This is a genomic window from Methylobacterium endophyticum (assembly GCF_050591105.1).
GTDB lineage: Bacteria > Pseudomonadota > Alphaproteobacteria > Rhizobiales > Beijerinckiaceae > Methylobacterium.
Map to the genome: position 1 here is coordinate 276,119 of NZ_JBNHES010000001.1, position 21,691 is coordinate 297,809.

Consider the following 21,691-nt stretch of genomic DNA (forward strand, 5'->3'; position numbering starts at 1 on the left):
CCGCCCTCGGCGTCGGACGGGCGACACGGGGTCTCTTCGATCTATAAAAATATCAATCGAACGGGTGCCTGCTCACGCCAAGCAATTGGACACACTTGCAGACGCTGTCAATATGTGGTTTTGTTGAAATTGTGTATCATAATATATAAATACATATTGATTAGCGCATCCATGGAAGCCAAGCGCCTCGACCGGGACCTGTCTGTCACGGAGCAGGTCGCTCCCTCCGATCTCGCGGACGCCGCCCGCGCCGGCTTCCGGGCCGTGATCTGCAACCGACCGGACGGAGAGGGCGCGGACCAGCCGAACTTCTCTGAGATCGAGGCGGCTGCCCGCGCGGCGGGGCTCGAAGCCCGCTACCTGCCCGTCGAGTCGGGCAAGGTGTCCGACGGGGACGCGGCCGCCTTCGACGCGGCGCTCTCGGCGCTCCCCAAGCCCGTTCTCGCCTATTGCCGCACCGGCACGCGCTCGGCGACGCTGTGGTCCCTGAGCGAGGGGGCCAAGGGGCGGCCCTTGCCGGAGATCCTCTCGGCGACGAAGGCGGCGGGCTACGACATGAACGGCGCCGCGCGCCGCATCGCGGCGGGCGGACGGATATCCGCAGCGGATGCTGCCGCCGATCTACTGGAAGGCCATGCTCAAGGGCCGCGAGTGGATGGCCAAGCCGCACCCGGCCGACAGGGCGGCCGCCTGAGCGGTGAAGCGGGCCCCGCCTCATGACGGGCGGGGCCTTCAAGCCCGGTGGCCCGCGCCGCGCGGGCTCGGCGGACGCTCCATGGTGAGCCGGTAGAGCAGCATCCCGCCGAGCATCGCCGCCACGAACAGGGCGACTTGCGGCAGGCCGAGGGTCAGTCCGGCCAGGGCGGGACCGGGGCAGAACCCGGCAAGCCCCCAGCCGATGCCGAACAGGGCGGCGCCCGCCAGGAGGCGGGCATCGACGCTCCGGTTCGCCGGCACCTCGAAGCGGGGCGCGAGGACGGGACGCTCCATCCGCGCCTTGAGGGCGTAGCCCAGCGCCGACACGCCGACCGCCCCGCCGAGCACGAAGGCGAGGCTCGGATCCCACGCACCCGCGACATCGAGGAAGCCCAGCACCTTCTCCGGGTCCATCATGCCCGAAAGAGCGAGACCGAGGCCGAAGAGCAGGCCGCTGCCGAGCGCGGCGAGAAGACGGGGCGGGTTCATCGGGCCGCTCCGTGCCGGACGAGGAAGACGGTGACGATGGCCGCCGCCATGAAGGTCGCCACCGCCGCGAAGGACCGCGGAGACAGCCGGGCGAGACCGCACACGCCGTGGCCGCTGGTGCAGCCCGAGCCGAGGCGCGTCCCGAAGCCGACGAGGAGCCCGGCTGCCACCAGCATCGGCCAGGATGCGCCGATGCGGGCTTCCGGCCAGTGGCCCGCCGTCAGCCGGAACAGCGCCGGCCCGGCGAGGAGGCCGACGAGGAAGGCGATCCGCCATGCGCCGTCGCGCGCGGCCGTTCCGAGCAGCCCGCCGAGGATGCCGCTGATCCCGGCGATGCGGCCGTTGGCGAGGAGCAGGAGCGCCGCCGAGGCTCCGATCAGGGCGCCGCCCGCGAGCGCGGGGAGGAACGCGTTCATGGCTCGTCTCCGACCTGACCGAATTGGGCGGCTTGGCCCAGTGCGCGAGCGCGCGCGTCGAGCGCGGCCGCCGGCACCCGCCGCTGCGGACGGTCGAGGATCAGGATGTCCTCGATCGCGTCGAGAAGCGCGCTCATGCGTGGGTCGGCCAGGCTGTAGAACACCACCTTGTGCTCCCGCCGGGTGGTGACGACCTCGGCGTTGCGCAATTCGCCGAGCTGCTGCGACAGGGTCGGCTGGCGGATGCCGAGGCGCTGCTCGATCTCCGAAACCGAGCATTCGCCTTCGGCCAGCAGGTAGAGGATGCGCAGCCGGTTCGGGTTGGCGACCAGCTTGAGCTGGTCGGCGGCGGCGCCGGCCGGCGCCTCGTCGGTGCTGCGAGCCATCATGCGCTTTCCAGGCGGTAATACCAGTCGGCTCCGCAGGCGCCGACCTCGTCGCCCGTCAGCGGCGGGTTCGCCAGCGCCGGCTCGCCCGGCCGCCAGCCCTCCGGCGTGGAAACGTCGCCCGCATCGCTGGCCTGGAGCGCCTGCACCAGCCGAAGGATCTCGGCGACGCTGCGCCCCACCGTCAGCGGATAGGCGATCGAGGCGCGCACGATCCCCTCGGGATCGATGACGAAGGTGGTGCGCACCGTGGCGCTCGACGTCGCGCCCGCCGGCAGCATGCCGTAGGCGCGAGAGATGCCCATGGCCGGATCCTCGACGATGGGGAACGGTACCCGGACGCCGAAGCACTGCTCGATACTTTGCAGCCATGCCAGATGTGAGGACAGGCTGTCGACGGAGAGGGCGAGCAGGTCGCAATCCAGCGCCTGGAACGCGTCGTGAGCCCGCGCGAAGGCGACGAACTCGCTGGTGCAGACGGGGGTGAAGTCGGCCGGGTGGGAGAAGAACACCAGCCAGCGGCCCCGGTACGACTGGAGCGCCCGTGGGCCCATCGTGGTCCGCGCGCGGAAGTTCGGGGCCGCGTCGCCGATAATGGGTGGACAGGCGGTCGGCGGCATCGCAGCCTGGCCGCTGATGGTCTCGGTGGTCATGGATCGAGGCTCGGGGAACGGGGTGCGGCACAGTGCTTCCACCCGATCCGCCGGGTCAATATATATTATTCTATTCGTATTGAAATTGACGCGAAAGATATGGATTGACAGGCGGGCGCCTGGGCGCGAGGTAGGATCCACGCGTGGCGCGTAGCCGGCCGGATCGGTCGTCGCGCGGCCCATCCCTGCGAGGGCCCGATCCGATGCTGGCCGACCATCTTCCGAGCGCCGTCGACCTCGCCCGCAGCCAGTTCGCCTTCACGGTCGTCTGGCACTTCCTCTTTCCGGCCTTCACCATCGGACTGGCGAGCTATCTCGCCGTTCTGGAGGCGTTCTGGCTCGCGACGGGAAGGGACGTCTATCTCGACACCTACCGTTACTGGCTGAAGGTCTTCGCCGTCGCCTTCGCCATGGGCGTCGTGTCCGGGCTCGTCATGAGCTACCAGTTCGGCACCAACTGGTCGGTCTTCTCGGACAAGACCGCGCCGGTTCTCGGCCCCCTGCTCGGCTACGAGGTGCTCACCGCGTTCTTCCTGGAGGCGGGCTTCCTCGGGGTGATGCTGTTCGGCCTGGAGCGGGTCGGGCCTCGCCTGCACTTCCTGGCGACCTGCCTCGTGGCGGGCGGCACGCTGCTCTCGGCCTTCTGGATCCTATCGGCCAATTCTTGGATGCAGACGCCCGCCGGCTACGGGCTCGATGCGGACGGCCGTTTCGTGCCGGAAAGCTGGTGGGCGGTGATCTTCAACCCGTCCTTCCCCTACCGCTTCGCCCACACCGTCACCGCCGCCTATCTGACAACGGCGATGATCGTCGGCGCCGTGGGGGCATGGCACCTGCTGCGCGACCGCACCAACCCCCGCGCCCGGCTGATGTTCTCCATGGCCATGTGGATGGCGGCGGTCGTCGCCCCCGTGCAGCTGGTGCTGGGCGATCTCCACGGCGGCAACACCTACCATCACCAGCCGGCCAAGCTGGCGGCAATGGAGGGGCTGTTCGAAAGCACGCCCCGCGCGCCCTCGATCCTGTTCGGCTGGCCGGACGCGCAGGCCGGCGAGACCAAGTACGAGATCGGCATCCCCGGCCTCGCGAGCCTCTACCTCGCCCACGATCTCGAGGCGAAAGTCACCGGCCTGAAGGACCTGCCGCGCGACACATGGCCGACCAACCTGCCCCTGGTCTTCTGGGCCTTCCGGGTGATGGTCGGCCTGGGGCTGCTGATGGCCGCGCTGGGCCTGTGGTCCCTCTGTCTCCGTTACAAGGGGCGGCTGTTCGAGGCGCCCTGGCTGCACCGCTTCGCCGTGGCGATGGGACCTTCCGGGCTGATCGCCGTGACGGCCGGCTGGGTGGTGACGGAATCCGGCCGCCAGCCCTTCACGGTCTACGGCCTGCTGCGCACGGCCGAGAGCCATTCGCCCATCGCCGCCCCCGCCGTGGCCGCCTCGCTGGCGGCCTTCGCGGTGGTCTACTTCACGGTGTTCGGGGCCGGCATCTGGTACCTGCTGCACCTGTTCAACCAGACCCCGCGCCCGCACGAACCCGGCCTGACCGTCGGCCAGCCGGTGCGGACCGCCGGCATCACCCCGGCGCCCGCCCTGGCGGGCGAGCCCCGTCTGGGTCCGACCGCGTGACGGAGGCTGCGATGAACCTCGACCTCACCCTGATCTGGGCGCTCCTGATCGCCACGGCGGTCTTCCTCTACGTGGCGATGGACGGGTTCGACCTCGGCATCGGCATCCTCTTTCCGGCCGTCCGCGCCAAGGCCGAGCGGGACGTGATGGTGAACTCGGTCGCCCCCGTCTGGGACGGCAACGAGACCTGGCTCGTGCTCGGCGGCGGCGGGCTGTTCGCGGTCTTCCCGCTCGCCTACGCCACCATCCTGCCGGCCCTCTACATGCCGCTCATCCTGATGCTGCTCGCCCTGGTGTTCCGCGGCGTCGCCTTCGAGATGCGCTTCCGGGTCGTCACGCCCCGAGGCCAGCTCTGGTGGGACCGGGCCTTCTCCTGGGGCAGCTACGTCGCCGCCTTCTGCCAGGGCATCGCGCTCGGCGCCTTCGTGCAGGGCATCCGCATCGAGGGCCGGGCCTATGCCGGCGGATGGTGGGACTGGCTGACGCCGTTCTCCGTCCTCACCGGGATCGCCCTGGTGGTCGGCTACGGCCTGCTCGGTGCCTGCTGGCTGATCTGGAAGACCCACGGCGAGTTGCAGATCCGCGCCTACCGCCTCGCAAAGCCGCTCGCCGTCGCCACGCTGTTCCTGATCGCCGTGGTCTCGGCGACCATGCTCGCGGTCTCCGCCCCCTTCCGCGAACGCTGGCTGGGCCTGCCCGGCATGCTGGTGGGGGCGCCGGTCCCGATTCTCGTCGGGCTGCTCGCCTGGCGCTTCGCCCACGGGCTGGGACGGCGGGAGGAGGTCTCGCCCTTCCTCTGCGCGCTCGGTTTCTTCCTGCTCTCGTATATCGGCCTCGGCATCAGCATGTGGCCGCATATCGTGCCGCCGAGCGTCACGATCTGGCAGGCGGCCACCCACCCGAAGGCCCAGGCCTTCCTGCTCTACGGGGCGGCGGTGCTGGTGCCGCTGATCCTGGTCTACACGGCCTATGTGTATTGGCTATTCCGTGGGAAGGTCACGGCGGAAGCGGGGTATCACTGATGCGCCGGCTCGGCTGGTTCGTCCTGCTCTGGGCAATGAGCATCGCGAGCCTGACGGCCGTAGCCCTGCCGCTGCGCTGGCTGCTCAAGGCCGTCTGAGCGACGCCCGCCGCGATCGGTTCACGCGGACCGGCGAACGGCCGCAGGCCCCCTGATCTCGTCCACGGTCTTCTGGACCGTTCCATCGCAGGTCGCAAACGCCCGCCATCGCCACCGCCCATAGTATCGGAGCGCGGCTGGATTGACCTGCCGGACCCGTTTCGCCCAGCGGAAAGTGCGTGGCGGCGGAAACGCTTGACCCTGGCCCGGAGCCGTGGCTTTTGGGGCCGCGCGGCAACGAGACTCCGTAGCTCAGCTGGATAGAGCAGCCGCCTTCTAAGCGGGCGGCGGAAGGAACGGCCAAGCGCTCCTCCCCTCTGCAGAGCAGTCGCCGCGACCGCGCGCCGAACCTTCCGGTAGCAAACCCGTAGCATACCGGCAGATGGCTCCGAACGCGCCGCTTGAGGCGGCGTGACGCCTGCGCGACGGCGCCGAGCTCGCTACGGCGGGATGGGGCTATCCGGCCGAGCCGCCGCGGCGTCCCCGCGCCTGACGGACCGGCGCGGTCGCGCGGCTGCGCTCCTCGGCGACCAGGCGCACCAAGGGCTCGGGCGTATCGTCCTTCACCTGGACTCGCCGGAGCACCCGCGACAGGCATGCGTCGAGGTCCGCCGCCTTGACCTGCGCCTCCGCAATGGCCCCCGGGCGCCCCGGCGGCGATGCGGCCGCCCCGGCGCGCAGCATCTCCATGTAGCCGGCGTGGGCGTCGCGGAGGCGCAGCGCCTCCATGACCCGGCCCGCCAGCCTCATGTCGTCTCGGTCCATCCCCGCCATCGCGCGCCCTCCGCCACCGTCCCGGGGATGGCGGGCGCGGGGTTACGGCCGCATTTCCGGACACCGGCGCGTTGCCGCCGTCCACAGGGATGGCGGCTGGTGGCTTTCGAGGACCGGTGGGACGATTCCCTCGTCACCCGGGAGAGCCCCCCATGCGCTACGACGACGACCGCGACGACGACGAGCAGGACCCCTTCATCCGCGATAGGCTGGAGGAGATCTACGCCGATCAGGACGACACGCCCCTCCCGGAGCCCGACGACGAGCCCGGGCAGGACCTCGTGCCCCCGGCCGAGCCCGAGATGGCCATGGCGCTGCCGGAGGAGGGTCGGGAGGAGCCCGTGCTCACCGGCGCCGCCGTGGCGGCCGCGGCCCGCCGGCAGGACGCCGCCCGCAAACGGATCGAACGCGCCGCCCGCCGCCGCCAAGGCGTCCCGGACACGCGCACCGTCGACAGCGCCATCGCCTGGGCGCTCGCCCGTGTGCTGCGCGAGGCGGGCGTCCCCGACCTGGTCCGGCGCGCCGGGACCGTGGAGGGGCTCACCGTCGAACTGGCGCCGATCCTCCGCTACGCCATGGAGGCCTTGCGGGCGCGGGGGGGCAGCCCGGAGATGCGGCGCACGGTCATCGCCGGGAAGCTGCTCCCGGGGCCGACGAGCCGGGCCGGCTGAGGCGGCGGCGACCCGGACGGCGTCCAGCCAAGTATCCGTTTCAATGAGGCATGGTAACGGGGCGCTCCTCTTCCAGGGGGCGCCCTTTCTGTTGGCGCGTCCGGCTGAGGGGGAACGCCCAGGACTTCCTTTACTCTGCCCACAGGAAGTCGACCGGCGAGCCTTGGCGCCGATTCGGCGAGCTGCGATCTCAAGGTGGCACCGAACGAGGGAGGCCGCCCTGATGACGCACTACCACACCAGCGCCCACCAAGTCGGGCAGGCCTTCGAGACCGCGGCCTACTCCTTCGCCGGCGGCCTTGCCTCCGCCCTCATCACCGGCCGGGCCGCCCGCGCCGAGCGAGATGCCGAGACGGCGGATGCCTGGCGCGCCGTCGCCGCGCGGGTCCGCGCCGGACGCATCGAGGCTGTTCGGGCCAGGCAGGCGGACGCCGCCCGCGCCGAGGCCGCCCGCCAAGACGAAGACGAGCAGCGCCGCCGCATCCTCATTCTCCGCGCGCGTGCCGCCGCGGCATGACGAGATGCCACCGTCGCATCCCGTGATGCCAGCGCGTGTGCTGGGGGAAAGAGTCAAGTCGGTTAAGCAAGACAGATGGCGTTATCCACAAATAAATAAGCCCGCCTCGGTCTCCCGGGGCGGGCTCGCTTGCGTCGGGCCGTCCGATCAGGCGACGGCGAAGGCCGGTGCCGGCCGGTGGGACGCCTCCCGCCGGTCGCGCCGGGGTTCGGCGTCCGGGTGCGGCTGGGGCGCCACCTTCACGGCGAGGCGCTCCATCTCCTCCTTCCGCCACTCTGCCATCGTGAGCGGCCGGGGCAGCGCGGCGAGATGCCGGTTGCCGAGCAGGTGCGCGCCGACGTGGCGGGGCTCCAGCGACGCCAGCCGGAGGGCCTGCTCCGGGGTCAGCCGGTCGAGGTAGACGCGCGCCGCGTCGTCGAGGCAGGCCGTCGCCTCGGGCGCCTGCCCGGGCAGCGGTGCCAGGTGCGCCACCGCGGCGCGCCCCCATGCCTCGTGGACGGCGGCTGGCGTCGAGGCGGGCTTAGCCTTGGTGGCCGCGTCCTCCTGCGCCATCGCCTCGATCTCGGCCATGGCCTCGGCCTGCGCCTCGGCGACTGCCGGCGGCGGGGCGGTGACGGCCCGGGCGACCCAGCGGGCGCCGTCCCAGATGAGCCGGGGGACTGCCGCCATAGCGGCCAGGGCGGCCCGCATGATGGCGGCGATGAAGCGGATAAGCGAGCGCACGGTTTCCTCCTGAGGGGTGACCCCGTCAGGGTGCGCTCGGACGACGAAAGCCACACGGGCCGCGGGGGCTCTTGTGCCCGGCATCGCGAATCGTACCATGGTCCCTATGCGGTCGGCCCTGCCGACCGCCCATCCGCCGCACGGGAGACCTCGGCATCATGCGTCCCACCGCCCCCATTCTTTCGCGTCCCGCCCGCCGCCTTGAACAGGCCGACCGCGAGCGCATCGCCGACGCGCTCCATGCCGCCGGCGCCACGCCGGTCGTGCACGCTCGCATCGCGGCCCCGTACGACGAGTACCCGCACCCCGAGCTCGACCTCGTCATCCAGGCCGACTGGCGCAGCACGCGCCCGATCAAGGAGGCTTGGGTCAACTGGGCCCTGGAGAACGACCTCGACCTCGACGGGAAGATCGAGGTCCGCCTCCTCTACACGCATGCGCTGCCTGAGGGGCGAAAGCGCCGCGAGCGCGAGGGACTCAGCGGCCTTCAGGTCGATCTCGCGCAGGTCCTGCTGGAGCGCGATCTCGCGGCCCTCGACGCCGACGACCGTGCCCTCGGCCTGGCCATCTGAGGGAGGCGACGGTGAACGACAACAACCCCGTGCACTTCCACGCCCTCGGCGCCCGCCGCGCTGCCTTGAGCGCCTTGCCGGCACTCCAGTACCTCAAGGGCGCCCGCACCCGCGCCGACGCCGAGGGCGTCGCAGCCTCCATCGCGGCCGCCTGTAGCCGGCCGCGGCCGGCGTGGTACCGCGAGGATCGGCCCGGCGACCGGTACCTCGGAACCCTCGCGAGCGGTGAGGTCCTGGCGTGGGCCTGCGGCGTCACTCCGGACGAGCCGCTGGAGCTTATGGCGTGGGTGGACGAGTGGCAGGGCGCCTGCGTCTGGAGAGCGGAAGCGTGACGCCCGATCTGCTCGCGGCCGCCGGCCAGGCCCTCTTCGGTGACGAGTGGCGCCGCCCCCTGGCGGCCGCCCTCGATGTCGATGCGCGCCTCATGCAGCGGTGGGCCGCGGGCCAGCGAGGCATCCCCGAGACGGTGGCGCCGGCGCTGCTCGCGCTGCTCGGGCGGGAGGCGTTGGGGCTGGAGGGGCGGGCCCAGGCCCTGCGCCGGGCGGCCGTAGCCATCGCGGAAGCCGAATAGCCGAAGGGCCCCGGGACGCTCCCCGGGGCCCTTCGGCGTTTCAGCGGATCTTGCCTGCGGCCGCGTCGGCGGCGAGTTCCTCGGGCCAGGTCGCCGCCCGTGCCATGCGCGCCTTGATCTCGTCGAGCCGCACCGGCCGGAAGTCGCAGGCGTCGACGCCGACATCCGCCGACCGCCGCGTGTCCGGCAGGCTGGCGTGGGTGTGCCCGAAAAGGTGGAGGGTCCCCTGCCAGATGCCGGGCCAGGCCCGCATCGAGTAGTGGCACATGAACAGCCGGGTGCCCTCGACGGTGACGTCGACGAACCCTTCGTGCTGGCTCGCCCAGGGCAACCGCCGGCCCCGCTGTTCGTGGTTCCCGCAGACGAGCCGCTTGACGCCGTTGAGGCGCTTGAACACCGCGGCCGCGTGCTCGGCCGAGCAGCCGAACGCGAAGTCCCCGAGATGCCAGATCTCGTCGCTGAGCCGGACGACGGCGTTCCAGTTGGCGATGAGGGTCTCGTCATGCTCCTCGACGGAGCCGAAGGGTCGCGGCCGGGACATTCGCCCTTCCATCATGCCCTCGTGGCCGTAATGGGTATCGGCGGTGAAGTAGGTGATGGGGTTCGAGGTCGAGTTCTTCATCGGGGCAGCCTCCTGTCGAAGGGGCTGCCGCGCTCGCGGTCACGCCCCCGGGTGGGTGGGTCTCTCGGTGCGGGGGGTGGCTATTCGTTTCACGGCGCTCTCCATGCGGGGCCAGGGTGGGATCGCAGCTCCCGACTCCCTCGGCAAGCGGCGGCTGCCGGCGTGGTTACGTTTTCCCTCGCCGGATCTCCTGGGCGGCCATGTCCGGATTTTCGGACATGGCACCTCCCGTGAGCTTCCGATTGACTCCCGAGGCGATTCCGCAACAACCGAACCTCAACGCTGTAGGGGTTAGCTCCGCCCCATCGTCACCGCGGACGTCCGGGAGGGCTTGCGCGCGCTCGACGCCAAGTCGGTCAATTGCGTCGTGACCTCGCCGCCGTACTTCTGGCAGCGCGACTACGAGGTCGAGGGGCAGATCGGGCACGAGGCGACCATCGAGGCGTACGTAACGGCCTTGGTCGAGACCTTCCGGGAGACCTACCGCGTGCTCGCCGACGACGGCGTGCTGTTCCTCAACCTCGGCGACGCCTACTACAACGCGAAGGGCCGCCCCCCTCGGTCACGACCCGAAGCACTCGGCCCGCCTCATGGCCCGGCAGAAGCTGCGCGCGGTCGACGGGCCTGGCCTCGGCCTGCCGCGCAAGTCGCTGATCGGCCTCCCGTGGCGAGTCGCCCTGGCCATGCAGGCGGACGGCTGGGTCCTGCGCAGCCCCATCATCTGGCAGCGCCCGAACGCGCTCGGCGAGCCGACCGCCAAGGACCGGCCCTGGCGGACGTACGAGCACCTGTTCCTGTTCTCGAAGGGGCCGCGGTACCGCTTCGACCGGTCCGGTCTGAACGGGGCGGAGGACGTCTGGGTGATCCACGCCCGGCCGGAGAACCCCTATGCGCATTGCGCGCCGTTCCCCGTCGAGTTGGTCGAGCGATGCCTTGCCTGCGGCTGCCCGACCGGCGGCACGGTTCTCGACCCCTTCCTAGGATCGGGCACCACCCTCGTCGCCGCGGCGCGGGCCGGCCTCCATGGTGTGGGGGTCGAGCTCAACGACGCCTATGCCTCGCTGGCGGAGCGTCGCATCCGCGAGAGCGTGTCCGATGTTGCGCGGCGTCCCCGCAAGGTCGCCGTCGCGGCCGAGTAGGACCACGATCATACGGTTTCCGGTTAATTAGGCCAGCTTGGGTTTTGGCTTGGCAGTTTTGGGCAGCCAGTGGAAGCTTGTGCGTGAGCGGATGACGTTGGTCTGCTCGCTCAAGGTGGCGCATCGCTGCTCGACCACCCGTTCCAGCTCATCCAGGTTGGCGATGTGCCGGTTGACCACCGGCTCGTCGACCAACGGCCACAGCGTCTCGGCCGGCTGCAGTTCGGGCGTGTAGGGCGGCAGGTAGACCAGCCGGACGCCCTCGGGCACGCGCAGATTGGGCTGGGTGTGCCAGCCGGCATTGTCGAGCACCACCACCGCCCGGCAGCGCGTGCCCGCTCCGACCTCGCGCGCGAAGTCGGCCAGCAGCCGCTCGAAGAACGGCTTGGACAGGCCGTTGGAGAGGTACCACACCGTCTCGCTGCAGCCCGACAATCAGGATGGTGACGGCACGACAATCAAGATGAGGCACTGATCTCGTTCGCGTCCCGGAGGGAGGGCGAAGCCCGAGCGTAGGGACGCGAACGAGATCTGGCGATCACGGCCGACCGGCTGTGCGGACGGCCCTCCTCGCCGAGGAGGGGTCCCGCATGCCCGGCCGCCATGTGACCGATCGCCAGATGAGGCTCTACATGCAGTTCCGTCAGACCGACCCGCGACGTGCCGCGGCCGCCAAGGCCGGCTTCAGTCCCGCCACCGCCGACCGCATCGAGCAGGATCCACGCCTGCCATCTCTGAAGAAGGCTCCCAGGGGTCGGCGGCGGCCCGATCCTCTGGCCGAGATCTTCGAGGCCGAGGTCGTACCCCTCCTGCAGGCCTCCCCGGGCCTTCGTCCCATCGCCCTGTTCGAGGAGATGATCCGGCGTCACCCCGAGCTCGATGCCGGCGTCCGGCGCACCCTGGAGCGCCGCATCCGGTCCTGGCGGGCGCTGCACGGTGCGGAGCAGGAGGTCATCTTCCGCCAAACCCACGAGCCCGGGCGGATCGGCTTGTCGGACTTCACCGACATGAATGCCGCCGGCATCACCATCGCGGGGATCGCGCTCGATCACCGGCTCTACCACTTCCGGCTCGCCTACTCGGGCTTCGAGCATGCCCACGTGGTGCTGGGCGGCGAGAGCTTCGTGGCGTTGGCTGAGGGGGTGCAGAATGCGCTCTGGAGCCTGGGCGGCGCACCCGGCGAGCACCGCACCGACAGCCTCTCGGCCGCCTTCCGCAATCTCGACGCGGACGCGAGCGCCGACCTCACCCGCCGCTATGAGGCGCTATGTGCCCATTACTGCGGATCGGCATCGAAGCGGGACCCCAGCCGAAATTGCATTAACGCGTTGAGATCGCTCACATAAACAAGAAGGTGATGGGGTCCCAATCGGCGCCGACCGGGACCCCGCTCTACCGTCGATTTTGCTAGCAACATCAATGCGCTACTTCGATTTTGATTGGGGTCCCGCTTTCAACGCCGATCCACATTCTGCAGCTCTCCCTGTCTCGACGCCGTGAGTTCCTGGCCGACGCGGGAGCCGTCGAGTTGACGGGCGACCCGGTGGCGCTCGCGAACGCGCTCCGGCGCCTTCAGACCATGCAGGGCGACGACTGGGAGCGTTTCGCCAGCCGCGGCTGGCGCTGGCTGCACTGGCTGCGCACGCATCCGACCACGCAGGAGCGGGTAGCCCGTCTGGCCGAACTCATCGTGCCGGCCCGCCCGGAAGCGGTCCTGCCGTTCGGCGCCTGGACGGGGGGAACGTCGCGCGACCTCGCAGCGCTCGGCGGCCAGGGCTGGCCGCAGCGGTTGGCGCGGCGCATCATGCCCTAGGCACGGCTTACCCACCGAAGCGCGGTCGCTGCCCGCTCCAAAACTCAGCCCTGCGAGTGCGCCTCCTTGCGATCCTGGTCGCGGACCAGCCAATACACCGCGCCAAGCGCGAGTACGGCAGCGGCGAGGCCGAGGATGGTCATCGGGTCCGTATTGGTGGCGTCCAGGATGATGAACTTGCGGGCGAGGGCCAGCAGCGCGATCAGCACCACCGTCCGCACCTGGATGATGCTCTGGTGCCGGTGCAGCACGCTCAGGATCGAGTGGTTGAACTCCAGCGCGATCAGCACCACGAAGATCATGCCGAAGATCGACTGGAACACCCCATGCTCGGCCGGGTCGAGCATGCCGAACAGCACCATGCTCGCCACGCGGAAGGTCAGGTTGACCAGCGCCGCCACGATCACCGCGCTGATGAGCATGGTGAGCAGGATGGAGACCACCTGCTCGAAGCGCTCGTAGGCGGACAGGCCCGGCCAGGCCTCGCGCGTCTCCTGGAAGGCATTGGAAAGGGCGGCGCCGTGCCGCCCTCCCGATCGGGAGCCCGCCTCCGGGGTCACCCCGGGGGTGGGCTGTGCGCGATGATCCATGTCCATGGCTACCGCGCGGACCCGGCGCCGCTGCTTGTGCCTCGCTCGTCCTCGACCTCGACCTCGGTGCGCCGGACCGTGTCCTGGACCACCTCGACGCGCTCGCCGGCCTCACGGTGGATGACGATCTCCTCCTTGACCACCGGCACCTTCTCGACCACGGGCACCTCGACCCGCTCCTCGGCCTCGATGGTGCGCTCGCGCAGGAGCCGGGCCTCCTCCTCGGGGGTGAGCGTGCGCCCGACCGGGTGGCGCTCCACGCGCACGTGCTCCTCACGCAACTGCACCTCGGCGGTGACTGGCACCTCGACCACGTAGGCGCGCACGCGCACCCGGCCCTTGATCACCTGGCGCTTGCCGACCCGCAGCTGCTCCTCGACCACGGGGATCACCTGCTCGCCTCGCGCCCCCGTGGTGGCCGGGGTGGCATCTGCCGAGCCGCCGGCCTGATAGCCCGCCCAGCCCTCCCGCCGCCACGCGGCCTCGCGTTGCTCCATATCCACCGAGCCGTTCCGCTCCAGGATGGCGGAGGCGCGCTCCAACTCGTCCGGGTCAACGCGCACGCTCAGGACCACGCCGCCCCGGCTCATGCCCTCGGCATAGGCGTAGCGGTCCTGGCTGGGTAGGAACAGGTGCTTGAGCGAGGCCCAGAACCCGCCCTGGTCTCGTTCCCGGTCATACGAGCTTTGGCCCGTGGGCCTGGTGTAGGACGCCGCCCCCTCACCGGGAATAATTTGGATCTCGGCCCGGGTGATTCCGGCCTCCACCAACTGCTCGACGGCCCGCGCGGCTTCGGCGCGGGTATCGACCAGGGCAGTCAAGGTGTGCTGCTGCTGGGTCTCCCGCGTCATGGCGGTCTCCTCCTTATTCGTGGGGTTCAGGGACCATCGCCTGCTTGGTCGCGAGCAGGCCCGCGGCGGAGGCCGCTTCGGGAAGTGATGATGGCTCATTCGGCTGGGCCGAACCTCGTCGACCTGCCACCGGTCGCGCCTTCGGGGACAGGCGCATGCGGCGCCTGCCCCTATACCGCGCGATGCTCAGCGGCTCTGTGCGCCCTCGAACTTGAACTCGGGCGCCTTGTTGAGGTCCTCGCGGCTGGTGTTGATGACCGCGCGGTAGGAGCGGTCGCCGTCCGGCGTGAGGACGATCGAGCTCGGGGGCAGCGAGATGTAGCGCTCGCCGAGCCCCAGGAAACCACCGATCCCGATCACCACGCCGGAGATGGTCTGGCCCTGGCTGATGAGCAGGTCCTCGACCTGGCCGAGCTTCTGACCGTCGTTGTTGTACACGGTCGTCCGCATCAGCTTCGAGGCGAGCGTGTCGGCGGGCTGAGCGGTGTAGTAGGTGATCAGCACCGCGCGCGGGTTGATGGTGATGAGCCCGCCCGGTCCGGCCTGGGTGCCCTGCGTCGCGTTCCCTGCCGCGCCCTGGACGGCGGGAGCGCCGCCCTGACCCGGTTGGGTTGTGGCTTGGCCGGTGCCGGCCTGTCCGCCCTGGCTGCCTTGGCCCTGGGTGCCGCCCCAGCCCGGGACGGTCTGCGCCGACGTGCCGCCCTGGTTGCCGGAGCCGGACGCCGTTCCGCTGCCCGCCGCGCCGGTTCCCGAGCCGCCAGTGGTCGAACCGCCCGAGCCGGCTCCGCCGGACGTGCCTTGGGCAACCGCGTAGCCGGTCAGGGCGGCGAGCGCGCAAGCTGCGATGAGGGTGCGTTTGGACATTGGGTGATCTCCTGTGGTCGTCGCCCGGATCGGGCGTTCTGGATGGGGGAGAGGGCGGGAGCGCCGCGTCAGGCGCCCTGCGCCAGCGCGCCGCCGGCCGGGCGGTCGCGCTCCCGCCGCAGGCGGAAGGCGAGGATGAGGAGCAGGGCGCCGAAGGCCAGCGCGTAGCCGCCGAGCCACCAGGTCAGCACCACGGCGCCGATCAGGGGCGAGACGACGAGCAGAACGCCCCAGAGCAGGGAAACGACGCCGCTGAGGGCCAGCCACCACCGACCGTGCGACTGGGCAAGCTTGAAGGCCGCGCCCAGCATGAGCCCGCCGGTGAGCAGGGCCCAGGCCGCCGTGATGAGCACGAAGGCCAGCACCGCCCCGCCCGGGAAGAAGGCCGCGATCACACCCATGAGGATGTTGAGCACGGCTTCAGCCAGCAGGAGACCCCAGCGCTCGTGGGCCTGCGCCGCCCGCACCGCGGCGATGATGCCGAACACGCCGTCGGCGATGAGATAGCCGGCGAACAGGAGCGCCAAGGTCAGCACGGTCGCCACCGGCGAGACGATGGCGATGATCCCGAACAGGATGCCGCACACCCCGCGCAGTGCCACCGCCCACCAGTTCTGGGCCAGCACCGATGCCATGGCCTCCAGGCCACCCCCGTCAGGCCCGGCCGGGAAGACGCGCACCCGGGATGAGGTCCCGCCGGGGTTGGACGGTGCGGAGGGGCTGCCTGTGCTCATGGAGAACTCCTGGTCAGACGTCTGGCGGTGGCTCCGGAGGTGTCCGGCTCGACCCGAGGCTTAAGCGCCCGTGGTGCCCGAACCGGCGCTCGACGACCCGCCCTGGGAGGCCTCGCCGCCTTGGCCGCCAGCGCCCTGCCCGGAACCCGAGGACCCGGTCCCCTGCGCCGTCTGGGCAGCCTCGCTCCCGGTGCCGCCCGCGCTGCCCTGACTCGACTGTGCCCCACCCTGGCCGCCACTTTGGCCCCCGCCACCAGCCTGCACCTGGATGCGGCGCGAACGCTGCTGCTGGGCGGTCTTCGGCAGGGTGACGGTGAGGACGCCATTCTCGAAGTTCGCCTGCACCTGCTCGGGATCGACCGGGAAGGGGAGCTGGAGCGCGCGCTGGAACGTGCCATAAGAGCGCTCGACGAAGTGGAAGCGCTCCTTCTCCTCCTTGCGCTCCACCTTCTTCTCGCCCCGGATCACCAGCACGTCGTCGTTGAGATCGATATGGACGTCGTTCTCGGTGACGCCCGGCAGCTCGGCCGTGATGCGGATGTCGCTGTCGGTCTCCGAGACGTTGAGCTGCGGCGCGATCAGGGCCGCGCCGCCCTGGCCGCCACTGGTGAGAGCCGTGCCGCGCAGGACGTCGTCGAACAGGCGGTTCATCTCGCGGTGGAGCGAGAGGAACGGATCGCCGCCGAGCAGGCTGCCGCCGGAGCGGTAGGGGGTAAGGGGATTGCGCGCCATCGTGCTTCTCCTAGGCGCTTGCGGGTCGGGTTCGGCCACCGCGCCTCGGGGGTGGCCGAACAAGTTCTGGGCGAGGGTGTCTCTCAGCCAGTCGGGGTGGACGGAGTCTTGGGCGCTCCGCCCTCGTTGCGCTCGGGTGTCGTAAGGTCAGGGCCAACCTCGGCCACCCTGTCGGCGGCCACGCCGGTCCAGGCCGGGGGGTCGCTGGCCGGGAACGACTCCAGGCTCGCCTCCTCGACCGGATCGAGCTCGGCGGGGTTCGCCGACTTCTCCTCGTCCCGGTCCGGCTCAGGTCTGGCGGACATGGCGTTCCTCCTTCAGGGCTGGCTTGACCGCGCCCCTACTCGGCCGCCGCTTGGCCGGCCTCGTCGGCGCCGCCACGCTGGGCGTCCCGCTCCACCTCCACCGCATTCCGGTGGTCGCCGGCTGCCCCACCCTCGGCCGGCTTGGCTTCGCCGTCGGGCTTCGCCTGGGGCTCGAGCACGACCTTCTGCTGGGAGCCGTCCCAGCGGGCGAGCACCCGGTCGCCCTCGTGGACTTCGCCGGCCAGCATGGCGCGGGCAAGCTGCGTCTCCAGCTCCGAGCGGATCAGCCGGCGCAGCTCGCGTGCGCCGAACTCGGGCCGGAAGCCCGCCGCGGCCAGGTGGTCCAGGAGCGAGGGATCGACCACGAGATCGACGCCCTGGCCATGGGCCGTGCGGCGCACGCGCTCGAGCTGCAGCTCCACGATTGACCGGATCTCGGAGCGGGCCAGCGCGTGGAAAACGATGATCTCGTCGATGCGGTTGATGAACTCGGGCCGGAAGTGCCCGCGCAGCACGTCCATCAGCTCGCGCTTCAGCTTCGCCTGGTTGTCCTCCGCGGTGCCGCGGAGGTTGAGGTTGCGCTGGATAATGTCCGAGCCGAGGTTGGACGTGGCGATCAGGACGGTGTTGGTGAAGTCCACCACCCGCCCCTTGCCGTCGGTGAGCCGCCCGTCGTCGAACACCTGGAGCAGGACGTTGTAGACGTCCGGATGCGCCTTCTCGATCTCGTCGAGCAGGATCACGCTGTAAGGCCGGCGCCGCACGCGCTCGGTGAGCTGGCCGCCCTCCTCGTAGCCGACGTAGCCCGGGGGAGCCCCGATCAGGCGGGCCACCGCGTGGCGCTCCATGTACTCCGACATGTCGAGGCGGACCATGGCGTCCTCGTCGCCGAACACGGTCTCGGCGAGCGCCTTGGCGAGCTCCGTCTTGCCCACGCCGGTCGGCCCGAGGAACAGGAACGTGGCTACCGGCCGGCGCCCCTCCCGCAGGCCCGCGCGGGCAAGCCGCACCGCATCCGAGACCGCGCGCACCGCCTCGTCCTGGCCGATCACGCGCTGGTGGAGGCGCTCCTCCATGTGAACAAGGCGCTGCTTCTCCTCGGTGGTGAGTTCCTGCACCGGCACGCCGGTGAGCTTGGACACCACCTGCGCGATGTGCTCGGTCTTGACCTCGGCCGAGGCCGAGCCGCGCTCGCGCCTCCAGCGCTCGGTGGCGTCCTGCAATTCCTTGTTGCGGGCGTCGTGCTGGGCCTGGATGTCCTGGGCGCGGTCGAACTGCTTGCGGGACGCCGCGTAGTCCTGCTCGCGCTTGAGCTGGCGCACCTCCGCTTCGAGCTCCTGCACGTCCACGGGTCGGGCGGTGGCGGAGATCTTCACCCGCGCCGCGGCCTGATCCACGAGGTCGATGGCCTTGTCGGGCAGGAAGCGGCCGGTGATGTAGCGGTCTGACAGCTCGGCCGCGGCGATGACCGCCTCGTCCGTGATGGTGACCTTATGGTGCGCCTCCATCGTGTCGCGAAGCCCGCGCAGGATCATGATGGTCTGCGCCACCGTCGGCTCGGGCACGAAGACCGGCTGGAAGCGGCGCTCGAGTGCGGCGTCCTTCTCGATGTGTTTCTGGTACTCGTTCAACGTGGTGGCGCCGATGAGGTTCAGCTCGCCGCGGGCCAGCGCCGGCTTGAACACGTTGGCGATGTCGAGTCCGCCCTCGCCCCCGCCCTGGCCGGCGCCGACGATGGTGTGGATCTCGTCGATGAACAGGACGAGGCTGTCCTGCGCCTCGGTGACCTCCTTGAGGATCTGCTGCACGCGCTCCTCGAACTCGCCGCGGTATTTGGAACCGGCCACCATGGAGTTGATGGAGAGCTCGACCAGACGCTTGTCGCGCAACGCCTCCGGCACCTCGCCGGCCACCATGCGCTGAGCCAAGCCCTCGACGATGGCGGTCTTGCCGACCCCAGGCTCGCCGATGAGGACGGGGTTGTTCTTCTTGCGCCGGGCCAGCACCTCGATGGTGGTCTCGATCTCCTTGGCGCGGCCGATCACCGGATCGAGCTTGCCCTCCCGCGCCAGCTTGGTGAGATCGCGGGCGTACTTGTCGAGGTTGGGCGTGTTGGTGGGCGCCTCGACCCGGCCCTCCTCGGCCCCGCGGCCGACCACCTTGGTGACCTGCTGGCGGATGGCCTGGGGGGTGAGCCCGTAGCGGCGCAGCACGTCGCTGCCTAAGCCCTCGCCCTCCTCGGCCAGCCCGATCAGCAGGTGCTCGGGGCCGACGTAGGAGTGGCCGAACTCGGCCGAGGCCCGAAAGGCGCGCGCGAGCGCGTCCTTCACCCGCGGCGACACGCCGATCTCCCCGCCCTCCTCGGGCGCGGCGTCCCCGCGCGGGGTCTCCTGCTCGACCTGACGGCGCAGATCGTCGAGCGACACCTTGAACTGGTCCAGGATGGTGCGGACCACGTCGCTCTCGGTAAGCGCCAGCAGCAGGTGCTCGGTATCGACCTCGCGTCGTCCGGCCTCCGCCGCCTCGCGGGCCGCCCCTTGCAGGATTTCTTCGGCGTGCTTGGACAGGCGATCCGCCACGCCCGCTTGGGCGCCGCGGCCCCGCGCGGACCCCCGTCCGGAGCGGACCGGAATGGCGCGGCCGCCGCCGTCTCCCTCTCCCCCGGTACGGTCTCGGTCATCACTGGGGTCGCGGCCCGCGCCGGCACGCTCGTCGCCGCTCAAGCCGGGGCCGGAGCCGAAGAAGTCGCCGCCGAAGAAGTCGTCGAACAGGCTGCCGCCGCGGCCACCGAACAGTGACTCGAGCGGCGAGCTGGAGCGGCCCTGTTGGCGCGCGAGGCGGCGGTAATCGACGTCACACAGCTCCATGTTCTGGCGCTGGCCATCCGAGACCACCTGGGCCCGCACGGTGGCAGGCCGCACCCCGCAGACATCACAGATGCCGTTCGCCATCGTACCCTCCCGGCCATTGCGCGCCGCTGCCGCTACATGAATGCGCGAGGATCCCGAACGGTTCATGGGAAATCAGGAGGTCTGGTCGGAAAAGTGCGGCGCCTCTTAACCTGGATCAAGTGCCGGCCGGTGCTGGCGCCAATCCAGGTCTCGCCCGGCGGGACGGTTGCGTCAGGGCTTGCGGACGACCACCGCCATGCTTCCTCCGATGCTGCGAAGCAGCCCCGCCGCGGCCTGCGACACCGCCTGGTGATGGTCGTCGTCCGCGGACTGCCGGTTGGCCTCGACCGCGCTCTCGACCGCCTCGACGAGCTGCTCGCGCGTCAGCACGCGCGTGTCGAGCAGGGTCATCAGCAGGCACTCCACGAGCGCGAGCGCGGCCCGGCCCTCGGCGTGGTGCAGGGTTTCGGTGCCGTCGAGCCGCTCGTGGCGTGCGCCGCCCTCGCTCACGTCGCCTCCCTTTCCCCTCCGCCGAACTCTGGGCTGGCACGCTCGAACACGTCCTGAACGGGGCGGGCCAGGCGCTCCAGCGCCCGCAGATCGAGGAGGCGGGCCGTGCCGCGCTCGAGGCAGGCGACCTCGGCCTCCCGCAGGTGCTTCAGCACGCGGCTGACATGGACGTCGGTGATGCCGAGGAGGTCGGCGATGTGGTGGTGCTTCATGGGGAGCCGATACTCGGCGGCGTCGGGCGCGATGTGACCCGAGCGCGCCAGGCGGCCGCGGAACTCGAGCAGCATTTGCGCCACGCGCTCCTCGGCGTTGCCGTTGCCCAACCCCACGACCCAGGCGTGGAGCCGGCGCTCGTCCTCGATCACCTGCCAGATCACGCGCAAGGTCACGTCGAAGTCGTGCGCCATCATGGCGCGCAGCCGCTCCTGCTCCACGCGGTCGATGGTCGCGTCGGTGATCGCCTCCACGGCGTCCGGCTGGCGGACCATGAACATGGTTTTGATGCCGAACAGGTCGCCCGGCAGGAACACCGCGATGATCTGGTTGCGCCCGTCCGGCAGGCGGCGGGTGCGGGCGAGCCAGCCTGTGCGCAGGCGATGAACGGTCTCGTGCTCCTCCTCCATGCCGATCACGGTCTGGCCGGCGCTGAAGACTTGGGGTGTCGGTCCCATCAGGTTGAGGATGGCCGCCTCGCCGCGATCGAGCGCCTCCCGGATCTCGGGGCGGTGGAGGGCGTAGCGGGCCGGGTCAGGCATGGGCCATCCTGGGGGAGCCGGGGGGCAGCTGATGCTCTTCCGAGTCGGCCGGCAGGATCGACCGGGGCCGAGCCCGGGTGCGGGTTCACCCCTGACAGGAAACTCCTGCCGCGCCGCGACGTTGGCAGCGCCGATCAGCCCCACGGAGCCGGCCATGCTGATGGACGACCTGCGCGACATCTACCACGCCGAGCTGCAGGAGTTGCGTAGCATCGAGGCTATGCTCGTCGGCATGTTGCCGAAGATGGCGGCCGTCGCCAAGCACCGCCCCTTGCGGGAGCTGTTCGAGACGCATCTGGAGGAGACGCGCGGGCAACTGAAGCGGCTCGACCACCTCATCGCGGTTTGGCGCCTCGACGCCACCGAGCATGTGGACCAGACGATGCAGGCCATCCTGCGCGAGGCGGAGCGCGCGATAGGGCTGGTGCGCGACCCCTACCTGCGTGATGCCGGACTGATCTCGTCGGCGCGTCGCACCGAGTACTACGAGCTGGCCGCCTATCACACCTGCGTCGACTTTGCGCGCGTGCTCGAGCTGCACGACGACGCCCGCCTCCTGCAGGAGCTGCTCAGGCAGCAGGCGCGGTCCATCAGCAACCTCGACCTGGTGGCCGAGGTCGCGGTGTACCCGGAAGCCAACGCTCTGGAGGTGATCACGATCTGAGATCG

29 protein-coding genes and 2 pseudogenes are annotated in these 21,691 nt (G+C 70.6%); 14 read left to right on the plus strand and 17 right to left on the minus strand.

Annotation, left to right across the window (positions count from 1 at the left end; translation table 11 throughout):
* Window positions 1–171: 171 nt before the first annotated feature.
* Window positions 172–720 (plus strand): protein tyrosine phosphatase family protein, encoded by a 549-nt coding sequence (locus ACP56T_RS01220; RefSeq protein ID WP_430910305.1) that lies wholly within the window; start codon window positions 172–174, stop codon window positions 718–720.
* 12 nt (window positions 721–732) lie between these two features.
* Here ACP56T_RS01220 and ACP56T_RS01225 read toward each other — a convergent pair whose 3' ends face one another.
* The 4 genes from ACP56T_RS01225 to ACP56T_RS01240 are packed head-to-tail and all read right to left on the minus strand — an operon-like array spanning window position 733 to window position 2,640.
* Window positions 733–1,185: a DUF6691 family protein gene (locus ACP56T_RS01225; protein ID WP_430910306.1), complete on the minus strand. Its 453-nt coding sequence runs from the start codon at window positions 1,183–1,185 to the stop codon at window positions 733–735.
* Window positions 1,182–1,601 (minus strand): YeeE/YedE family protein, encoded by a 420-nt coding sequence (locus ACP56T_RS01230; RefSeq protein ID WP_430910308.1) that lies wholly within the window; start codon window positions 1,599–1,601, stop codon window positions 1,182–1,184. The genes ACP56T_RS01225 and ACP56T_RS01230 overlap by 4 nt, the downstream gene beginning before the upstream one ends.
* Window positions 1,598–1,987, minus strand: coding sequence for an ArsR/SmtB family transcription factor (locus ACP56T_RS01235; protein WP_430910309.1), 390 nt, complete (start codon window positions 1,985–1,987; stop codon window positions 1,598–1,600). Before ACP56T_RS01235 ends, ACP56T_RS01230 begins: the two co-directional genes overlap by 4 nt.
* Window positions 1,987–2,640, minus strand: coding sequence for a peroxiredoxin (locus ACP56T_RS01240; protein WP_430910310.1), 654 nt, complete (start codon window positions 2,638–2,640; stop codon window positions 1,987–1,989). Before ACP56T_RS01240 ends, ACP56T_RS01235 begins: the two co-directional genes overlap by 1 nt.
* Before the next feature lie 203 nt (window positions 2,641–2,843).
* Between ACP56T_RS01240 and ACP56T_RS01245 the strand changes: the two genes are divergently transcribed.
* Genes ACP56T_RS01245 through ACP56T_RS01255 form a run of 3 tightly spaced genes read left to right on the plus strand, consistent with a single transcriptional unit; the run spans window position 2,844 to window position 5,388 of the window.
* Complete coding sequence (locus tag ACP56T_RS01245) at window positions 2,844–4,268, plus strand: cytochrome ubiquinol oxidase subunit I (RefSeq protein WP_430910311.1); 1,425 nt, start codon at window positions 2,844–2,846, stop codon at window positions 4,266–4,268.
* 11 nt (window positions 4,269–4,279) lie between these two features.
* Window positions 4,280–5,290: a cytochrome d ubiquinol oxidase subunit II gene (gene cydB, locus ACP56T_RS01250; RefSeq protein WP_430910312.1), complete on the plus strand. Its 1,011-nt coding sequence runs from the start codon at window positions 4,280–4,282 to the stop codon at window positions 5,288–5,290.
* Window positions 5,290–5,388 carry a DUF2474 family protein gene (locus ACP56T_RS01255; protein WP_430910313.1) on the plus strand — a complete coding sequence of 33 codons (99 nt, stop codon included), beginning with the start codon at window positions 5,290–5,292 and terminating at the stop codon, window positions 5,386–5,388. The genes cydB and ACP56T_RS01255 overlap by 1 nt, the downstream gene beginning before the upstream one ends.
* 456 nt (window positions 5,389–5,844) lie before the next feature.
* On the opposite strand, the gene ACP56T_RS01260 is transcribed toward ACP56T_RS01255, so the two are convergent.
* Complete coding sequence (locus ACP56T_RS01260; RefSeq protein ID WP_305076795.1) at window positions 5,845–6,153, minus strand: hypothetical protein; 309 nt, start codon at window positions 6,151–6,153, stop codon at window positions 5,845–5,847.
* A gap of 161 nt (window positions 6,154–6,314) precedes the next feature.
* Here ACP56T_RS01260 and ACP56T_RS01265 point away from each other — a divergent pair, with 161 nt between their 5' ends.
* Both ACP56T_RS01265 and ACP56T_RS01270 read left to right on the plus strand, forming a co-directional pair.
* Window positions 6,315–6,833: a hypothetical protein gene (locus ACP56T_RS01265; RefSeq protein WP_305076794.1), complete on the plus strand. Its 519-nt coding sequence runs from the start codon at window positions 6,315–6,317 to the stop codon at window positions 6,831–6,833.
* 223 nt (window positions 6,834–7,056) lie between these two features.
* Entirely contained in the window at window positions 7,057–7,350 is a 294-nt protein-coding gene (locus ACP56T_RS01270) for a hypothetical protein (protein WP_305076793.1), read from the plus strand.
* A gap of 147 nt (window positions 7,351–7,497) precedes the next feature.
* On the opposite strand, the gene ACP56T_RS01275 is transcribed toward ACP56T_RS01270, so the two are convergent.
* The gene (locus tag ACP56T_RS01275) at window positions 7,498–8,073 is read right to left on the minus strand and encodes a hypothetical protein (protein ID WP_305076792.1); all 576 of its coding nucleotides are present in this window, start codon (window positions 8,071–8,073) and stop codon (window positions 7,498–7,500) included.
* Between the two features lie 158 nt (window positions 8,074–8,231).
* Between ACP56T_RS01275 and ACP56T_RS01280 the strand changes: the two genes are divergently transcribed.
* The 3 genes from ACP56T_RS01280 to ACP56T_RS01290 are packed head-to-tail and all read left to right on the plus strand — an operon-like array spanning window position 8,232 to window position 9,216.
* The gene (locus ACP56T_RS01280; protein WP_305076791.1) at window positions 8,232–8,645 is read left to right on the plus strand and encodes a hypothetical protein; all 414 of its coding nucleotides are present in this window, start codon (window positions 8,232–8,234) and stop codon (window positions 8,643–8,645) included.
* 11 nt (window positions 8,646–8,656) lie between these two features.
* Entirely contained in the window at window positions 8,657–8,977 is a 321-nt protein-coding gene (locus ACP56T_RS01285; protein ID WP_305076790.1) for a hypothetical protein, read from the plus strand.
* A complete protein-coding gene (locus ACP56T_RS01290) occupies window positions 8,974–9,216 on the plus strand; it encodes a hypothetical protein (RefSeq protein ID WP_305076789.1) in 243 nt (80 codons plus the stop codon). Before ACP56T_RS01285 ends, ACP56T_RS01290 begins: the two co-directional genes overlap by 4 nt.
* Before the next feature lie 40 nt (window positions 9,217–9,256).
* Here the strand turns inward: ACP56T_RS01290 and ACP56T_RS01295 are convergent, their stop codons facing one another.
* Window positions 9,257–9,838 (minus strand): metallophosphoesterase family protein, encoded by a 582-nt coding sequence (locus tag ACP56T_RS01295; RefSeq protein WP_305076788.1) that lies wholly within the window; start codon window positions 9,836–9,838, stop codon window positions 9,257–9,259.
* Between the two features lie 367 nt (window positions 9,839–10,205).
* Between ACP56T_RS01295 and ACP56T_RS01300 the strand changes: the two are divergent.
* Together ACP56T_RS01300 and ACP56T_RS01305 are read left to right on the plus strand one after the other, a co-directional pair.
* Window positions 10,206–10,367 (plus strand): annotated as a pseudogene (locus ACP56T_RS01300) (DNA methyltransferase); the annotation flags it as partial.
* Window positions 10,368–10,428: 61 nt separating this feature from the next.
* Entirely contained in the window at window positions 10,429–10,977 is a 549-nt protein-coding gene (locus ACP56T_RS01305; protein WP_305076787.1) for a DNA-methyltransferase, read from the plus strand.
* 27 nt (window positions 10,978–11,004) lie between these two features.
* Here ACP56T_RS01305 and ACP56T_RS01310 read toward each other — a convergent pair whose 3' ends face one another.
* Entirely contained in the window at window positions 11,005–11,391 is a 387-nt protein-coding gene (locus ACP56T_RS01310) for a transposase (protein ID WP_305076786.1), read from the minus strand.
* A 176-nt stretch (window positions 11,392–11,567) separates the two neighbouring features.
* On the opposite strand from ACP56T_RS01310, the pseudogene ACP56T_RS01315 reads away from it, so the two are divergent.
* Window positions 11,568–12,281 (plus strand): annotated as a pseudogene (locus tag ACP56T_RS01315) (IS21 family transposase); the annotation flags it as partial.
* Between the two features lie 131 nt (window positions 12,282–12,412).
* A complete protein-coding gene (locus ACP56T_RS01320) occupies window positions 12,413–12,790 on the plus strand; it encodes a M48 family metalloprotease (protein WP_305076758.1) in 378 nt (125 codons plus the stop codon).
* Window positions 12,791–12,834: 44 nt separating this feature from the next.
* Here the strand turns inward: ACP56T_RS01320 and ACP56T_RS01325 are convergent, their stop codons facing one another.
* The 9 genes from ACP56T_RS01325 to ACP56T_RS01365 form a co-directional block, all read right to left on the minus strand.
* Window positions 12,835–13,380 (minus strand): phosphate-starvation-inducible PsiE family protein, encoded by a 546-nt coding sequence (locus ACP56T_RS01325; protein ID WP_305076757.1) that lies wholly within the window; start codon window positions 13,378–13,380, stop codon window positions 12,835–12,837.
* 8 nt (window positions 13,381–13,388) lie between these two features.
* Window positions 13,389–14,231, minus strand: coding sequence for a DUF2382 domain-containing protein (locus tag ACP56T_RS01330; protein ID WP_305076756.1), 843 nt, complete (start codon window positions 14,229–14,231; stop codon window positions 13,389–13,391).
* A 186-nt stretch (window positions 14,232–14,417) separates the two neighbouring features.
* Window positions 14,418–15,095, minus strand: a complete 678-nt coding sequence (locus tag ACP56T_RS01335) for a PRC-barrel domain-containing protein (RefSeq protein WP_305076754.1) — start codon at window positions 15,093–15,095, stop codon at window positions 14,418–14,420.
* A gap of 68 nt (window positions 15,096–15,163) precedes the next feature.
* Complete coding sequence (locus ACP56T_RS01340; protein WP_305076803.1) at window positions 15,164–15,730, minus strand: HdeD family acid-resistance protein; 567 nt, start codon at window positions 15,728–15,730, stop codon at window positions 15,164–15,166.
* Window positions 15,731–15,889: 159 nt separating this feature from the next.
* A complete protein-coding gene (locus ACP56T_RS01345) occupies window positions 15,890–16,561 on the minus strand; it encodes an Hsp20/alpha crystallin family protein (RefSeq protein ID WP_305076753.1) in 672 nt (223 codons plus the stop codon).
* Between the two features lie 83 nt (window positions 16,562–16,644).
* Window positions 16,645–16,866, minus strand: coding sequence for a hypothetical protein (locus tag ACP56T_RS01350; protein WP_305076752.1), 222 nt, complete (start codon window positions 16,864–16,866; stop codon window positions 16,645–16,647).
* A 35-nt stretch (window positions 16,867–16,901) separates the two neighbouring features.
* Window positions 16,902–19,817 carry an ATP-dependent Clp protease ATP-binding subunit gene (locus tag ACP56T_RS01355; protein WP_305076751.1) on the minus strand — a complete coding sequence of 972 codons (2,916 nt, stop codon included), beginning with the start codon at window positions 19,815–19,817 and terminating at the stop codon, window positions 16,902–16,904.
* 171 nt (window positions 19,818–19,988) lie between these two features.
* The gene (locus ACP56T_RS01360) at window positions 19,989–20,267 is read right to left on the minus strand and encodes a hypothetical protein (RefSeq protein ID WP_305076750.1); all 279 of its coding nucleotides are present in this window, start codon (window positions 20,265–20,267) and stop codon (window positions 19,989–19,991) included.
* The gene (locus ACP56T_RS01365) at window positions 20,264–21,022 is read right to left on the minus strand and encodes a Crp/Fnr family transcriptional regulator (RefSeq protein ID WP_305076749.1); all 759 of its coding nucleotides are present in this window, start codon (window positions 21,020–21,022) and stop codon (window positions 20,264–20,266) included. The genes ACP56T_RS01360 and ACP56T_RS01365 overlap by 4 nt, the downstream gene beginning before the upstream one ends.
* Window positions 21,023–21,176: 154 nt before the next feature.
* Here ACP56T_RS01365 and ACP56T_RS01370 point away from each other — a divergent pair, with 154 nt between their 5' ends.
* Window positions 21,177–21,686 (plus strand): YciE/YciF ferroxidase family protein, encoded by a 510-nt coding sequence (locus tag ACP56T_RS01370; protein ID WP_305076748.1) that lies wholly within the window; start codon window positions 21,177–21,179, stop codon window positions 21,684–21,686.
* The last annotated feature ends 5 nt before the right edge of the window (window positions 21,687–21,691 follow it).

Excerpts from the sequence above, each read along its gene's own strand:
- ACP56T_RS01280 (WP_305076791.1), top strand. The coding sequence starts at position 8,232 with ATGCGTCCCACCGCCCCCATTCTTTCGCGTCCCGCCCGCCGCCTTGAA.
- ACP56T_RS01270 (WP_305076793.1), top strand. The coding sequence starts at position 7,057 with ATGACGCACTACCACACCAGCGCCCACCAAGTCGGGCAGGCCTTCGAG.
- ACP56T_RS01220 (WP_430910305.1), top strand. The coding sequence starts at position 172 with ATGGAAGCCAAGCGCCTCGACCGGGACCTGTCTGTCACGGAGCAGGTC.
- ACP56T_RS01305 (WP_305076787.1), top strand. The coding sequence starts at position 10,429 with ATGGCCCGGCAGAAGCTGCGCGCGGTCGACGGGCCTGGCCTCGGCCTG.
- cydB (WP_430910312.1), top strand. The coding sequence starts at position 4,280 with ATGAACCTCGACCTCACCCTGATCTGGGCGCTCCTGATCGCCACGGCG.
- ACP56T_RS01340 (WP_305076803.1), bottom strand. The coding sequence starts at position 15,730 with ATGGCATCGGTGCTGGCCCAGAACTGGTGGGCGGTGGCACTGCGCGGG.
- ACP56T_RS01240 (WP_430910310.1), bottom strand. The coding sequence starts at position 2,640 with ATGACCACCGAGACCATCAGCGGCCAGGCTGCGATGCCGCCGACCGCC.
- ACP56T_RS01325 (WP_305076757.1), bottom strand. The coding sequence starts at position 13,380 with ATGGATCATCGCGCACAGCCCACCCCCGGGGTGACCCCGGAGGCGGGC.
- ACP56T_RS01365 (WP_305076749.1), bottom strand. The coding sequence starts at position 21,022 with ATGCCTGACCCGGCCCGCTACGCCCTCCACCGCCCCGAGATCCGGGAG.
- ACP56T_RS01330 (WP_305076756.1), bottom strand. The coding sequence starts at position 14,231 with ATGACGCGGGAGACCCAGCAGCAGCACACCTTGACTGCCCTGGTCGAT.
- ACP56T_RS01230 (WP_430910308.1), bottom strand. The coding sequence starts at position 1,601 with ATGAACGCGTTCCTCCCCGCGCTCGCGGGCGGCGCCCTGATCGGAGCC.
- ACP56T_RS01355 (WP_305076751.1), bottom strand. The coding sequence starts at position 19,817 with ATGGCGAACGGCATCTGTGATGTCTGCGGGGTGCGGCCTGCCACCGTG.
- ACP56T_RS01260 (WP_305076795.1), bottom strand. The coding sequence starts at position 6,153 with ATGGACCGAGACGACATGAGGCTGGCGGGCCGGGTCATGGAGGCGCTG.
- ACP56T_RS01245 (WP_430910311.1), top strand. The coding sequence starts at position 2,844 with ATGCTGGCCGACCATCTTCCGAGCGCCGTCGACCTCGCCCGCAGCCAG.
- ACP56T_RS01370 (WP_305076748.1), top strand. The coding sequence starts at position 21,177 with ATGCTGATGGACGACCTGCGCGACATCTACCACGCCGAGCTGCAGGAG.
- ACP56T_RS01225 (WP_430910306.1), bottom strand. The coding sequence starts at position 1,185 with ATGAACCCGCCCCGTCTTCTCGCCGCGCTCGGCAGCGGCCTGCTCTTC.
- ACP56T_RS01345 (WP_305076753.1), bottom strand. The coding sequence starts at position 16,561 with ATGGCGCGCAATCCCCTTACCCCCTACCGCTCCGGCGGCAGCCTGCTC.
- ACP56T_RS01235 (WP_430910309.1), bottom strand. The coding sequence starts at position 1,987 with ATGGCTCGCAGCACCGACGAGGCGCCGGCCGGCGCCGCCGCCGACCAG.
- ACP56T_RS01255 (WP_430910313.1), top strand. The coding sequence starts at position 5,290 with ATGCGCCGGCTCGGCTGGTTCGTCCTGCTCTGGGCAATGAGCATCGCG.
- ACP56T_RS01295 (WP_305076788.1), bottom strand. The coding sequence starts at position 9,838 with ATGAAGAACTCGACCTCGAACCCCATCACCTACTTCACCGCCGATACC.
- ACP56T_RS01335 (WP_305076754.1), bottom strand. The coding sequence starts at position 15,095 with ATGTCCAAACGCACCCTCATCGCAGCTTGCGCGCTCGCCGCCCTGACC.
- ACP56T_RS01350 (WP_305076752.1), bottom strand. The coding sequence starts at position 16,866 with ATGTCCGCCAGACCTGAGCCGGACCGGGACGAGGAGAAGTCGGCGAAC.
- ACP56T_RS01265 (WP_305076794.1), top strand. The coding sequence starts at position 6,315 with ATGCGCTACGACGACGACCGCGACGACGACGAGCAGGACCCCTTCATC.